We start from the raw sequence: 13,379 nt of genomic DNA on the forward strand, positions 1-13,379 counted from the left end.
GCCCGAATATTTACCCCATTTTAGCCTTGAGCTGGCCACAGGCGGCGGAGATGTCGTCCCCCTTGCTTTTCCGGACAATGGCGGTGACCTGTCGATCCAGAAGGATCTGCATGAACCGGCTTACATCCGCTGACGTGGGGCGTTCGAACTGGCTTTTTTCATGGGGATTAAAGGGAATCAGGTTCACCTTGGACTTGATGGGGGCCAGCAGGCGCACCAGGCGATGGGCGTCTTCGTCGGTGTCATTGATACCCTTTATCAGAATATATTCAAAGGTGATTTTATTCCGGGGTTTCATGTGATAATTGCGGCAGGCCGCCAGCAGATCCGCCATGGGGTACCTGCGGTTCACCGGCATCAGTTCGCTCCTGGTTGCGTCTTCGGTTGCGTTGAGGGAGACAGCAAGGTTAGCCTCTGTGTCCTGCCCTAGTCGAAGAATTTTCGGTACCAGGCCGCAGGTGGATACTGTGACCCGGCGGGGGGAAAATTTTAATCCGTAATCACTGTCTGTTATGATGGAAAGGGCCTTGATCACGGCATCATAGTTATCCAGGGGTTCCCCCATTCCCATGAATACGATGTTGGAAAGCGGGGTATTTTCATGCTTTTCTTTGAGGTAACGCCTGGCATCCCGCACCTGGGAGACGATTTCCGCACAGGTAAGGTTTCTTTGAAATCCGCCCTTGGCCGTGAGGCAGAATCTGCAGGCCTGACGGCATCCGGCCTGGGAGGATATGCACAGGGTGTAATGGTCTTTCTGGGGAATTAGTACCGCCTCAATGTATTTTCCATCAATCAGCCGGAACAGCAGTTTTTCTGTCCCATCCGCTGAGACTTCGGTGCGCTCAATATCAAGACGTGGAATGGAAAAACGGGTCTCAAGGCGTTGCCTTAAGTCCTTGGCAAGGTCGGTCATTTCTTCAAAAGAATCCGCTTGGCGCAGATAAATCCATTTAAATATCTGGCCTGCCCGAAAGGACCTCATGCCCTGATCTGTAAACCATTTTTCCAGGTCGGTGCGGCTGTAATTTTTTATATCTTCCATCATGTTCTATGTGATTCCTTTGCATTCATGTGCACTTGTTTTTCCTTGACTTATCACGGGATTCATATTAAATTCAAGAATTTTTAATCAATGCCAGAGGTGTGACTTTATTTCATGTTTGACAACTTAAGTGACAAGTTAAATTCAGCATTCAAGAAACTGCGAGGCCGTGGGACCCTGACGGAGAAGAATATTGAAGAGGGGTTAAAGCAGGTTCGTATGGCGCTTCTTGAGGCAGATGTTAATTACAGGGTTGCAAAAAAAGTTATATCCGATATAAAAGAGAGAGCCTTGGGCCAGGAGGTGATGCATAGCCTCAGCCCCGGACAGCAGGTTATCAAGATTGTGTTTGATGAGTTTACCCGGATGATGGGGGATTCCCACAAAGGACTCAATCTTGAGGGAAGATCCCCTTTTGCTGTCATGCTTGTGGGCCTGCAGGGGTCGGGTAAAACCACCACCGCAGGTAAGCTGGGCCTTTATTTAAGAAAAAAAGGAAAGAAACCTTTCCTGGTGCCCGTGGATGTGTACAGACCCGCCGCCATTGACCAATTGAAAAAAATTGGAAAACAGCTGGATCTGCCCGTGTTTCCATCAACCACGGACATGCTGCCCCTTGCCATTTGTGAACAGGCAGTTGCCATGGGCAGAGAAAAAGGATATGATATATTGATTCTGGATACCGCCGGCAGACTTCATGTGGATGAAGCGCTCATGGCGGAACTTCAGGTTATAAAAAAAGGGGTTCACCCGTCGGAAATCCTGCTGGTAGCGGATGCCATGACCGGTCAGGATGCGGTGAATATTGCCGGTTCCTTTGATAAAACGGTGGGACTTGATGGGGTTGTTCTGTCCAAAATGGATGGAGATGCCAGGGGCGGTGCGGCCCTTTCCATCAAGGCGGTTACGGGAAAACCCTTGAAGTTCATCGGTGTGGGAGAAAAGTCAACGGACCTTGAACCTTTTCATCCCGAACGCATGGCTTCACGGATTCTGGGCATGGGAGATACCCTTTCTTTTATTGAGAAGGCCCAGGAGGCGGTGGATGTCAAGGCGGCTGAAGCCCTTGAAAAGAAATTGAAAAAGAATCAGTTTACCCTGGAGGATTTCCGGGATCAGATGGCATCCGTTAAAAAAATGGGCTCCATCAAGGATCTTATCGGGATGCTGCCAGGGGTGAACAGCAAGCAGCTCAAAGGTATAAACATTGATGAGCGCGAATTTGTGCGGATCGAGGCAATTATCAATTCCATGACCCCGGATGAGCGTAAAAATCATGGAATTATCAAGAGCAGCAGAAAAAAAAGAATAGCAAAGGGAAGCGGCGTCACGGTGCAGGATGTGAACAAGCTTCTCAAAAGTTACACCCAGACAATGAAAATGGTGAAGAAGTTTAATAAAGGTGGCATGCGATCATTAAAGGGCATGCTGCCGTTTTAAGGAGAAAAGAACGATATGTCGGTAAAGATCAGATTGGCAAGGCGCGGTGCAAAAAAGAAGCCTTTTTACAGAATTGTGGCAGCAGATTCAGAGTACCCCAGAGATGGCAGATTTCTTGAGACCTTGGGAACCTATGATCCCATGGTGGACCCTGCTGCTGTGACACTGAAAGAAGATAGAATCAAATACTGGATGGGCGAAGGTGCACAACCGACAACCACCGTGAAAAGCCTGCTTAAAAAGCAGGGTTTTGGTTCCAATCCTGCCTGATAAGTTGTGTGGATCATCCAAATTCTCAACACCCCAATAGAAGGAGATGGATTTATGAAGGATCTGATTGAATACATTGCAAAGGCGCTGGTTGATAATCCTGAGGCGGTAGAAGTTTCTGAAGTTGAGGGGACTAAGACATCAGTACTGGAATTGAAGGTGGCAAAAGAGGATTTGGGAAAGGTGATTGGAAAACAGGGCAGATCTGCCCGGGCCATGAGAACCATTTTAAGTGCGGCATCGGCAAAGTTGAAAAAACGAACCGTGCTGGAGATTGTGGAATAAGTAAATGGATTCATCTGTTCTGCTGACCATGGGTTATGTCTCGGGCGTTCACGGTTTAAAAGGGTTTTTGAAGGTGAAATCCCATGCAGACTCCACAGCGCCCTTTGAACCCGGCTCCCGGCTGTTTATACGTCCACCCGAAGGCCGGGGGCAGTGGTACACGGCTATTCGGACATCTCCCCACAAAAAAGGATTGCTGCTGATGCTGGAAGGCGTAGATGTCAATGTGGCAGAAACCCTTGTGGGGCATGAAATCCTTATTTCAAGTGAAGACCTGCCGGAGCTGGAGCCGGATACCTATTACTGGAAAGATCTGGTGGGCATGACGGTAACCGATATCCATCAGGGTATTCTGGGGACCATTGATCATGTGATGCCCACGGGAAGCAATGATGTGTTTGTGGTAACAGGCGGGAAAAGAGAGGTGCTGGTTCCTTATCTTGCCCATGTGGTTCTGAATATTGATCTTGAAACCCGCACCATGCGCATTGATCTGCCGGAAGGCCTGTAAGCATGGTTCTGGACATTACTGCCCCCGGGGAAACAGAAAATTCGGGGAAAAAAAACGGTATGCAATTCACCGTTCTGACCCTTTTTCCTGAACTTCTGTCTGCTTTTTTTGATCATGGTATCATTGGCCGTGCCCGGGAAAAGTCTTTGATTGCAGGCAGCTGTATCAATATCCGGGATTTTGCTGTTGATCGCCATAAAAGTGTGGATGACAGACCCTATGGCGGGGGATGCGGCATGGTCATGACCCCGGAGCCACTGTCCCGGGCCATTGATGAAGCCAGGAAAAGAACTGGAGATGCCCGGGTGCTTCTCATGTCTCCCCAGGGAAAGCCCTTTGAGCAGAAGCATGCCCAAAGGTTTGCAGCCAGAGGTGAAAACCTCATTTTCGTGTGCGGCAGATATGAGGGCATAGACGAGCGTATTTACCATGACGTGGTGGATGAAGAAGTGTCCATAGGTGATTATGTCATGACCGGTGGTGAGCTTGCTTCCATGGTGATCATGGATGCGGTGACCCGCTTACTGCCGGGTGTGCTGGGTGGAGAATTGTCTGCTGAAATGGATTCCTTTCAGCACCATCGCCTGGAGCATGCCCATTACACCCGTCCCTTTGAATTCAAAGGCATGACGGTGCCCGAGGTGCTGTTGTCCGGAAACCATGGAGAAATTGAAAAATGGCGTCAGTCGTCTTCTTTGAAGCGTACATTTATAAAAAGGCCTGATCTTTTCCATAAAGAGAAACTGAGCGCCGATGAAAAGGCCTGTCTTAAAATGTGGTGCAGGGAGATTGAAGCACTTGTCAAAGAATAATCTTTATCTGGCGCTGATCCATTACCCGGTATCCAATAAAAAGGGAAATACCATTGCATCGGCCCTGACCACCATTGATATGCATGACATTGCAAGGGCGGCCATTACCTTTGGCGTAAAGGGGTTTTATGTGGTGACCCCTCTCATGGATCAGCAGGTGCTGGCCCATGAGGTGATAGCCCATTGGACCGACGGCGTGGGAGGCGTCCTGAATCCTTTTCGGAAACAGGCCCTGGAATTGATTCGGGTGGTGTCCACCTTTGAAGATGCGGTTCAAGATATTAAAAATGAACGTCACATGCCGGTGGTGACCATAGCCACCAGTGCCGTGCGCCATGATAATTCCGTGCCCATTAAAACCATGGCACGGCAGCTTGAAAATGATGCCTCCCATATCATTACCTTTGGTACTGCCTGGGGGATGTCTTCGGAATTTATACAGAACTGTGATTATATACTTGAACCTGTTCAGGGGATCAACGGCTATAATCACCTTTCGGTGCGATCTGCGGTGTCCATTATTCTGGACCGGATCTGCCATGACAGAAATTGTGTCGACTCATGAGAGTTGAATAAAATAGTGTTTGGAGGATAATTAAAAATGAATGTATTGCAACGGTTGGAAATGGAGCAGTTGCGTCTTGATATGCCCGATTTCAGGGCAGGGGATACCATCAAGGTTCATGCAAAAATCAAAGAGGGTGAAAAGGAACGTATTCAGATATTCCAGGGTGTTGTCATTAAAAAGACCGGTGGAATGACCGGTGCCCGTTTCACCGTCAGAAAAATATCCGGCGGCGTGGGTGTGGAGAGAATTTTCCCCTTGAATTCGCCTGCCATTGATAAGATTGAAGTAGTAACCCATGGTCGCGTTCGACGCTCCAAAATTTATTACCTCAGAAATCTGCGGGGTAAGGCGGCCAGAATTAAAGAAAGACGTATCGTTTAATTTTGACTTCCATGTGGTTATTTGAAGAACAGGCGCTGCAGGCCGGATTCCGGTCTGTGGCCGGTGTTGATGAGGCCGGCAGGGGACCCCTTGCCGGTCCTGTTGTTTCTGCTGCGGTGATACTGCCTTCGGGCTTTGCCGTTGCCGGCATTACCGATTCCAAGCAATTAACCCCCCGTAAGCGGGATATTTTTTTTGATATCCTCATGGAACAGGCCCTTGCCGTTTCAACGGGCCTTGCCACGGTGGAAGAGATCGACAAGATTAATATTTTGCAGGCATCTCTTCTGTCCATGGTGCGGGCGGTAAAAGGCCTTGACCCCGGGCCGGATTATCTGCTGATCGACGGTAAATTCACCATTGACTCACCCCTTTCCCAGGAGGCGGTGATCAAGGGCGATGCCAGAAGTATTTCCATTGCCGCTGCATCCATCATTGCCAAGGTGACCCGGGATCGCATAATGAAAACCCTCCATGAGCAGTATCCACAGTATGGCTTTGATCGCCACAAGGGATATCCCACGGCCATGCACCGGGCTGCTTTGCTTGAATGTGGTCCTTCTCCGGTTCACCGGAAAACTTTTCGGGGTGTCCGGTAATGAAAAACAGCGCTCAGATATTTGGCCAGCGGGCAGAAGCGGCTGCCCTTGAATTCCTTCTCTCCCGGGGCTACACCCTTGTGGAGCAGAATTTCACCACCCGTTATGGAGAAATTGACATTGTGGCCCGCCATGAAGACACCCTGGTTTTCATTGAGGTAAAGGCCCGCAGGGGACTTCGCCATGGCAGTCCCAGGGAGGCGATCAATGCCTCCAAGCAGCACAAGATCATTGCCGTTGCCACCTATTATTTGAAACAGCATCAGATCCATGATACCCGTATTCGCTTTGATGTGGTGGCCATGGTGGAACAAAAGGGGCAATTTGTTTTTGACCTGATTCCCAATGCCTTTCAGGGAGTATAATGACGCTTTCATCCCCTGTCAAAACAGGTACCTTGTTTGTGGTGGCCACCCCCATCGGTAACCTTGAAGATATTACCTTCCGGGCCGTCCGGACACTCAAAGAAGTGGATCTCATAGCCGCCGAAGATACCCGCCATACTTCAAAGCTGCTCTCCCATTACGACATTAAAAAACCCTTGATCTCATGCCACGAGCATAATGAACAGGAACGCCTGAAATTGTTTCTGGAAAAGCTGTTCCAGGGACAAAATCTTGCCCTTGTGTCTGATGCCGGAACCCCCACGATTTCTGATCCGGGATATCAGCTGGTGAAAGAACTGGTTGACCAGGGTATCCGGGTGGTTCCCGTTCCTGGACCTTCGGCTGTCATCGCCGGATTAAGTGTGGCCGGTCTTCCCACAGATGCCTTTATGTTCATGGGCTTTCTCCATCGAAAACAGGGAAAACGTCGCCGGCTTCTGGAAGGGCTGAAAGATGAACCGGCCACCCTTGTTTTTTATGAATCTCCCCGGCGAATCATTGCGCTGCTGGAAGAACTACTGCTTGTTTTTGGCGACCGCCCGGCTATGGTGGCCCGGGAGATCACCAAAATTCATGAGGAGTTTATCCGGGGAAAGCTGTCCACCATTATGGATACCCTGAAGGAAAAATCCGTTGTCAAAGGTGAATGCGTCGTCTTTGTGGCTTGGGAAGATGCCCTTCCTCAGGCTCCCCCCGCCGCAGATGACATGGATCGTATGCTCCAAGAAGCCCTTGCCACCAGTGATCAACCTCCTTCTCGTCTTGCCAAGCAGATATCGCGAAAATTGAACATCCCCCGCAAGGAAATTTATCAACGTCTTATAAATCTTAAAAATATCTGAAATTATTAAGATAATTTTTTATTATCAAATCTTTTCCTCTTTGATGATATCCCCATACCTGCCTTCAGCGAAATCTTATTCAGTGAATAAATAACTCTTGACAAGTAGATGCTAATTCAATTAGTAAATAGATATAAAAAAATATTGGTTGTATAAAATACTAAAGGGAAAAACGTGTGTTTTCCCTGGAAATGGGCAGTTTCTGACTTTTCCTGCCTTGATTTCAACGGCGTTTTTTCTGAAGATTCTCCGACCTTCTCCTGTTGATATGCCCGTTTCCTTAACGCCGGTGAGTCAGATCCAAATTTCAGTATCCAAATTTCAGTTTCATTTTCTTCAGGCAGCATCCATAGAGAAGGGCTCAGGGGACAATTCAGGCAAAAGTAGCAATATAGCAGGCCTCAGCCCTCCCGGACATTTAAACTATTCCACTTTTTCGGAGGTGTTTATGGCGTTTAGAAAAAGGTTTGAGGCGGGAGAATTCGCCTGTCTGGTTCAAATTGAGCCTCCCAAGGGCACAGATGTTTCAGCAATGGTTGATGGCGCCATGGGGGTGAAAGGCATCGCCGATGCATTTATTATCCCGGAAATGGGTAATGCGGTAATGCGCATGAGCTCGCTTGGTGCAGCCCTTCTGCTGAAAACAAAGGGGTTTGATGCGGTGATGCAGGTCAGTTGCCGTGATCGAAACCGACTGGCACTCCAGGGAGATCTCTTGGCTGCTGGAGCCTGTGGTATCACCAGCATGATGGTGGTCACCGGTGAAGACCCAAGCTTTGGAGATCATCACACGGCAAAGGCCGTGTATGATGTGGACATTGACACTCTTCTTTCGGGGATGGCTTCCCTTGAAAAGGGCCGCGATATGGCGGGGGTGGAGCTTAATGGTTCCCCGGATTTTTTAAAGGGAAGTACGTTAAACACCTGTCTCCGGGGAGCAGACAGGGAGGCAGAACTGGATCGGATGAAGACAATGATGGATGCAGGCGTTCAATTTTTCATCACCCAGCCTTTGTTTGAATTCAGCATGACTCAGCCTTTTTTTAAGACTGCGGATAAATATGGCGCCAAGATAATTCCCACGGTATTGCTTTTAAAATCCCTTGGCATGGCCCGTTACATGGCCAGGAATGTCAATTATGTGAATATGCCCGATACCATTGTGAACCGTGTGTTAAAGGCATCGGACAAGGTAAGGGAGTGTACCCGCATGGCCCGGGAGACCATTGAAGCCGTTAAAAAAGAAGGTTTTGGTGGTGTGAATGTTTCCACACTGGGTTGGGAGCACAAGCTTCCCGAGGTGTTGGGTGTCATGGACGGTTTGAACGGTTAGGAGGATATTACATGTTGGACAAAGCGAAAGGAAATGGGAGTCCCGCAGGATCCGTCATGGTTGTGGGGGGCGGTATCGCCGGTATGCAGTCTGCCATTGATCTGGCGAATTCCGGTTATTACGTGTATCTCTTGGAAAAAACCTGGGCCATTGGTGGCATGATGGCCCAGCTGGACAAGACCTTTCCCACCAATGACTGTACCATGTGAGTGATTTCTCCAAAACTGGTCGAGGTCGGCCGGCATCTAAACATTGAATTGTTAACCAACACGGAACTCATTGAACTTGAGGGCGAGCAGGGTAATTTCACCGCCCGCATTAAAGAAAATCCCAGATATATTGATATTTCAAAATGCACCAGCTGTGGCGAGTGTACCAAGGTTTGCCCGGTGGATTTTCCCAGTGAGCATAACCAGAAACTTGCCACCCGCAAGGCTATATTTAAACAGTATGAGCAGGCCATTCCGGGGGCCTATGGCATCTCCAAACGATCCACGGCCCCCTGCAAGGCAACTTGCCCTGCCCATGTGAGTATCCAGGGCTTTGTGGCCCTGATCAATGAAGGAAAATACCGGGAGGCCCTGAAATTATTTAAAGATGAACATCCCTTTCCCGGGTCATGTGGCCGGGTGTGTCATCACCCTTGTGAATCCGAGTGTACCCGGGGGGATGTGGAAGCCCCGGTGGCCATCCAATACCTGCATCGTTTCCTTGCCGACGAGGATTTCGCATCGGATGATCCCTATATCCCGGAGACAGAGGAAAAAAGAGACGAAAAGATTGCCGTGGTGGGTTCAGGCCCTGCGGGGTTGACCACTGCCTATTATCTTGCAAAGCGGGGATATGGGGTCACGGTATTTGAAAAACTCCCGGTGAAGGGCGGCATGATGGCTGTGGGTATCCCTGAGTATCGGCTGCCCAATGATGAACTGCTCCGGGAAATTGAAGTCATTGAAAAAATGGGTGTTGAAATTAAAACCGGGGTTACCTTTGGAGAGGATATCTCCCTGGAAAGTCTTAAATCAGATGGATATCAAGCCCTTTTCCTGGGCACCGGTCTCCATGGCAGCAGGGGGCTTGGCGTTGAAGGTGAATCCCTTAATGGGGTGCAGAAGGGGGTTACTTTTTTACAGCAGTCCGCCCTTAAAACTGCTTCAAAACTGGACGGAAAGGTGGTGGTCATTGGCGGTGGCAACGTGGCCGTGGATGTGGCATTAACGGCCCGGCGACTGGGATCACAGGATGTCACCATGGTCTGCCTGGAGGCCAGGGACGAGATGCCGGCCTGGGATTATGAGGTGGAAGAAGCCCTGGAAGAAAAGGTTGAAATCGTCAACAGCCGGGGGCCGGTGCGGTTCATAGAAAAAGACGGCCGGGTGTCCGGTGCTGAATTTAAACGCTGCACTGCTGTTTTTGACGAAAATCGTCGATTTAATCCCCAGTATGATACCACGGATCTCATTTCCCTTGATGCTGACCATGTGATCATTGCCATTGGTCAGATGGCGGAACTGCCCTTTGCCGAACAAGAGTCCATAAAACTCACCCCGCCCGGCGGCATCGCCGCTGATCCCGTTACCCTGCAGACCCCCATTCCCTGGGTTTTTGCCGGAGGGGACGTGTTTTATGGTCCCAAATCCGTTGTGGATGCTGTGGCCTGCGGTAAAGAGGCGGCGAAAAGCATCCATCGCTTTGTCCAGGGAGAAGATCTGGCAAAGGACAGGGAAAAGGTGTTTACCTTTGAAAAACCCGATGTGTCCCAGGAGCCAAAAAGGGCAAGGGTTACGGCTGCAAAATTATCCGTGGAACAGCGCGAGGGAAATTTCAAGGAGGTGGGCATGGGACTTCCCGAGGCAGCTGTCCTTGAAGAAGTCACCCGGTGCCTTTCCTGTGGTATCTGCTCGGAATGTTATCAATGTGTGGATGTCTGTCTTGCCGGTGCCATTGACCATTTTCAGCAGGTGAAATACCGAGATCTTGATGTGGGGTCGGTGATCATGACCTCCGGCAGTAAACCCTTTGATCCGTCGGGCCTGGATGATCTGTACATGTACAAACGATCGCCCAATGTCATGACCAGTCTGGAGTTTGAGCGGATTTTAAGTGCCGGTGGGCCCACCATGGGTCATCTGGTGCGTCCTTCCGATGAAAAGGAGCCGGAAAAAATCGCCTGGCTCCAGTGCATCGGCTCCCGGGATACCAATCGCTGCGGCAATGGCTACTGCTCTTCTGTGTGCTGCATGTATGCCATTAAAGATGCCATGATTGCCAAGGAGCATTCGGAAAAACCCCTGGACTGCGCCATCTTTAACATGGACATGCGTACCTTTGGCAAAGACTATGAAAAATATTACCTCCGGGCCAAAGATGAGGAGAATGTAAGATTTATTAAATCCCGGGTCCACAGTGTGGACGAGGACCGGACAACGGGCAATCTTATTTTAAATTATGCCGATGAAGAAGGACAGATGCACCGGGAGGAATTTGACATGGTCATTCTTTCGGTGGGCCTTGAGATCCCCCAGGAAAACCGGGATCTTGCCAAACGCATCGGTGTGGAGACCGACCCATACGGGTTTGCAAAAACATCCCCCTTTCATCCCCTTGAGACCACCCGGCCAGGCGTTTTTGTCTCCGGTGTGTTCCAGGGACCCAAGGATATTCCTTCTTCTGTCACCGAGGCAAGCGGTGCTGCCTGTGCGGCGGGCATGGCCCTGGTGGCGGCAAGGGATACCTGTACCAGAAGTGTGGAAGTGATAGAAGAAAGAGACATCACCGGTGAAGAACCCCGCATCGGCGTTTTTGTGTGCAAATGCGGCATCAACATCGCGGGTATAGTGGATGTGGATTCCGTGGCCGCCTATGCCGACAAATTGTCGGGGGTGGTGTACACCGGACTCAACCTTTTTACCTGCTCCCAGGATGCCCAGGATATCATGAAGGAGATTATCCAGGAACATCGCCTGAACCGGGTGGTGGTGGCCTCGTGTACCCCCAAGACCCACGAAGGTATTTTCATGGATACCTTGGAAAAGAGTGGGCTTAACAAATATCTCTTTGAGATGGCCAACATCCGAAACCAAAACTCCTGGATGCATTTCCATGAACCGGAAAAGGCCACAAATAAGGCCAAGGATCTGGTAAAAATGGCCGTGGCAAGGGCTGCGACATTGACCCCCCTCCATGAAAAGAGAATCACCGTGACGGTGAGAGCTCTTGTCATTGGGGGGGGGATTGCCGGTATGACATCGGCCCTGGGTCTTGCAAACCAGGGATTTGAGGTGGTGCTGCTGGAAAAGGAAGCCGTCCTTGGCGGTCTTGGCAATAAACTGTACCACACCATTGAAGGGAACGATATCCGTAAATTTGTGGGAGAACTTGCCGGCAAGGTGGAGGCCCATGATAAAATCCAGGTACTCAAACAGGCATTGATTGTGGACTTCACCGGATATAAGGGTAACTTCACCACAGAGGTTCTGGTGGGTCCCGGCATGTATGAACGTAAAATCGAGCACGGGGTCATGATTGTGGCCACCGGTGCCAACGAGTATGTGCCAACGGAATATGGGTACACCGACAGCGATGAGGTTGTTACCCAGCTGGAACTGGGGGAAATGCTGGAAGAAAGGGGTGCCGATCACCTGCAGCAGGTGGTGATGATCCAGTGTGTGGGATCCAGAAACGAAAACAATCCCAATTGTTCCCGGGTGTGTTGCCAGGGTGCCATAAAGAACGCCCTGCACATCAAAGAACTCAACCCCGATGCTGATGTGTTTATCCTGTACCGGGATATGCGCATGTACGCCATGCTGGAGCATTATTACACCGAAGCGCGGAACAAAGGGGTGCTTTTCTTCCGGTTTGATCCCGAAGATCCGCCAGTTGTGGAAAAAGGCTCTGACGGACTCACCGTCACCTTCACTGATCATGTGCTGGGAAGAAAACTTGCCGTGGATGCTGATCTGGTGGCTTTAAGTGCCGGTGTGACAGCAGCAGACACCGAAGAGCTTTCCACCATCATCAAGACCGGTCGCAATAGAGAGGGTTTTTTCATTGAGGCCCATGTGAAATTACGTCCGGTGGATGCCGCCACCGAAGGGGTGTTTATCTGTGGAACGGCTCACAGCCCCAAACTTATCACAGAGACCATCGCCCAGGCCATGGCTGCTGCCTCCCGGGCCACCACCTATCTCTCCTCAGACTTTCTTACGTTGTCAGCGGTGACGGCATTGGTGGACCCGGATCATTGCGCATCGTGTCTTATCTGTGTCAGATCCTGTCCTTTTTCCGTTCCCCGGATCAATGAGGAGGGGAAAAGTTACATCGATCCGGCCCTGTGCCAGGGCTGCGGGGTGTGTGTATCCGAGTGCCCGGCCAAAACCATCAAGCTCAACTGGTATGAAGACAATCAATTGCTAAGCAAGGTGGAAGCTTTGCTGGAGGGGGGAATATGAGCACAGATTTTGAACCGGTCATTCTGGCTTTCTGCTGCAATTACTGAGGGTACTCTGCTGCGGACCTGGCAGGTTCCATGAGATTGAAATGCCCCGCTAACTTTAGAATCATTCGGTTGCCCTGCACGGGCAAGGTGGATGTGATCCATATGCTCAGAGCCTTTGAAAAAGGGGCCGATGGCGTGTTTGTGGTGGGATGCATGGAGGGAGATTGTCATTTTAAAACCGGTAATTTCAGGGCAAGAAAACGGGTGGAGCAGGTGGCTGCCATTCTGGATAAGGTGGGGGTGGGCGGTGAACGGGTTCAGATGTATAACCTGTCCTCCGGTGAAGGCCCCTTGTTTGCCCAGTATGCCATAGAAATGGACGAAAAGATCAGAGCCCTTGGACCAAGCCCGGTGAGAACGGCCCTTGAAGCCCAGAAAACTGCGGCATGATAACCCTGTTAAATGA

The 13,379-nt window shown here is 50.2% G+C and carries 14 protein-coding genes; 13 read left to right on the top strand and 1 reads right to left on the bottom strand.

Translation table 11 applies throughout. The annotated features are described in order from the left end of the window. Positions 1 to 10: 10 nt before the first annotated feature. On the bottom strand, positions 11 to 1,048 hold the full coding sequence (rlmN, locus tag ACYQ2M_RS18315; RefSeq protein WP_459917825.1) for a dual-specificity RNA methyltransferase RlmN: 1,038 nt from the start codon (positions 1,046 to 1,048) through the stop codon (positions 11 to 13). A 111-nt stretch (positions 1,049 to 1,159) separates the two neighbouring features. Here rlmN and ffh point away from each other — a divergent pair, with 111 nt between their 5' ends. From ffh to ACYQ2M_RS18380, 13 genes are all read left to right on the top strand, one after another. After that, entirely contained in the window at positions 1,160 to 2,485 is a 1,326-nt protein-coding gene (gene ffh, locus ACYQ2M_RS18320; protein ID WP_459917826.1) for a signal recognition particle protein, read from the top strand. 15 nt (positions 2,486 to 2,500) lie between these two features. Then, positions 2,501 to 2,755, top strand: coding sequence for a 30S ribosomal protein S16 (rpsP, locus tag ACYQ2M_RS18325; protein WP_459917827.1), 255 nt, complete (start codon positions 2,501 to 2,503; stop codon positions 2,753 to 2,755). Between the two features lie 54 nt (positions 2,756 to 2,809). Continuing rightward, positions 2,810 to 3,040, top strand: coding sequence for a KH domain-containing protein (locus ACYQ2M_RS18330; protein ID WP_084069837.1), 231 nt, complete (start codon positions 2,810 to 2,812; stop codon positions 3,038 to 3,040). A 4-nt stretch (positions 3,041 to 3,044) separates the two neighbouring features. Continuing rightward, complete coding sequence (gene rimM / locus ACYQ2M_RS18335) at positions 3,045 to 3,551, top strand: ribosome maturation factor RimM (protein WP_459917828.1); 507 nt, start codon at positions 3,045 to 3,047, stop codon at positions 3,549 to 3,551. A gap of 2 nt (positions 3,552 to 3,553) precedes the next feature. Next, positions 3,554 to 4,363 carry a tRNA (guanosine(37)-N1)-methyltransferase TrmD gene (gene trmD, locus ACYQ2M_RS18340; RefSeq protein WP_459917829.1) on the top strand — a complete coding sequence of 270 codons (810 nt, stop codon included), beginning with the start codon at positions 3,554 to 3,556 and terminating at the stop codon, positions 4,361 to 4,363. Continuing rightward, positions 4,350 to 4,928: an RNA methyltransferase gene (locus ACYQ2M_RS18345; protein WP_459917830.1), complete on the top strand. Its 579-nt coding sequence runs from the start codon at positions 4,350 to 4,352 to the stop codon at positions 4,926 to 4,928. The genes trmD and ACYQ2M_RS18345 overlap by 14 nt, the downstream gene beginning before the upstream one ends. Positions 4,929 to 4,964: 36 nt before the next feature. Next, positions 4,965 to 5,312 carry a 50S ribosomal protein L19 gene (rplS, locus tag ACYQ2M_RS18350; protein ID WP_459917831.1) on the top strand — a complete coding sequence of 116 codons (348 nt, stop codon included), beginning with the start codon at positions 4,965 to 4,967 and terminating at the stop codon, positions 5,310 to 5,312. 11 nt (positions 5,313 to 5,323) lie between these two features. Further along, entirely contained in the window at positions 5,324 to 5,911 is a 588-nt protein-coding gene (locus tag ACYQ2M_RS18355; protein ID WP_459917832.1) for a ribonuclease HII, read from the top strand. Further along, entirely contained in the window at positions 5,911 to 6,276 is a 366-nt protein-coding gene (locus tag ACYQ2M_RS18360; protein ID WP_459917833.1) for a YraN family protein, read from the top strand. Before ACYQ2M_RS18355 ends, ACYQ2M_RS18360 begins: the two co-directional genes overlap by 1 nt. Further along, complete coding sequence (gene rsmI, locus ACYQ2M_RS18365; protein WP_459917834.1) at positions 6,276 to 7,139, top strand: 16S rRNA (cytidine(1402)-2'-O)-methyltransferase; 864 nt, start codon at positions 6,276 to 6,278, stop codon at positions 7,137 to 7,139. The genes ACYQ2M_RS18360 and rsmI overlap by 1 nt, the downstream gene beginning before the upstream one ends. A gap of 448 nt (positions 7,140 to 7,587) precedes the next feature. After that, entirely contained in the window at positions 7,588 to 8,472 is an 885-nt protein-coding gene (locus ACYQ2M_RS18370) for a methylenetetrahydrofolate reductase (RefSeq protein WP_459917835.1), read from the top strand. A gap of 11 nt (positions 8,473 to 8,483) precedes the next feature. Then, entirely contained in the window at positions 8,484 to 12,926 is a 4,443-nt protein-coding gene (locus ACYQ2M_RS18375) for an FAD-dependent oxidoreductase (RefSeq protein ID WP_459917836.1), read from the top strand. After that, positions 12,923 to 13,363 (top strand): hydrogenase iron-sulfur subunit, encoded by a 441-nt coding sequence (locus ACYQ2M_RS18380; RefSeq protein ID WP_459917837.1) that lies wholly within the window; start codon positions 12,923 to 12,925, stop codon positions 13,361 to 13,363. The genes ACYQ2M_RS18375 and ACYQ2M_RS18380 overlap by 4 nt, the downstream gene beginning before the upstream one ends. Positions 13,364 to 13,379 lie beyond the last annotated feature (16 nt).

It is taken from the genome of Desulfocicer niacini, assembly GCF_054657595.1.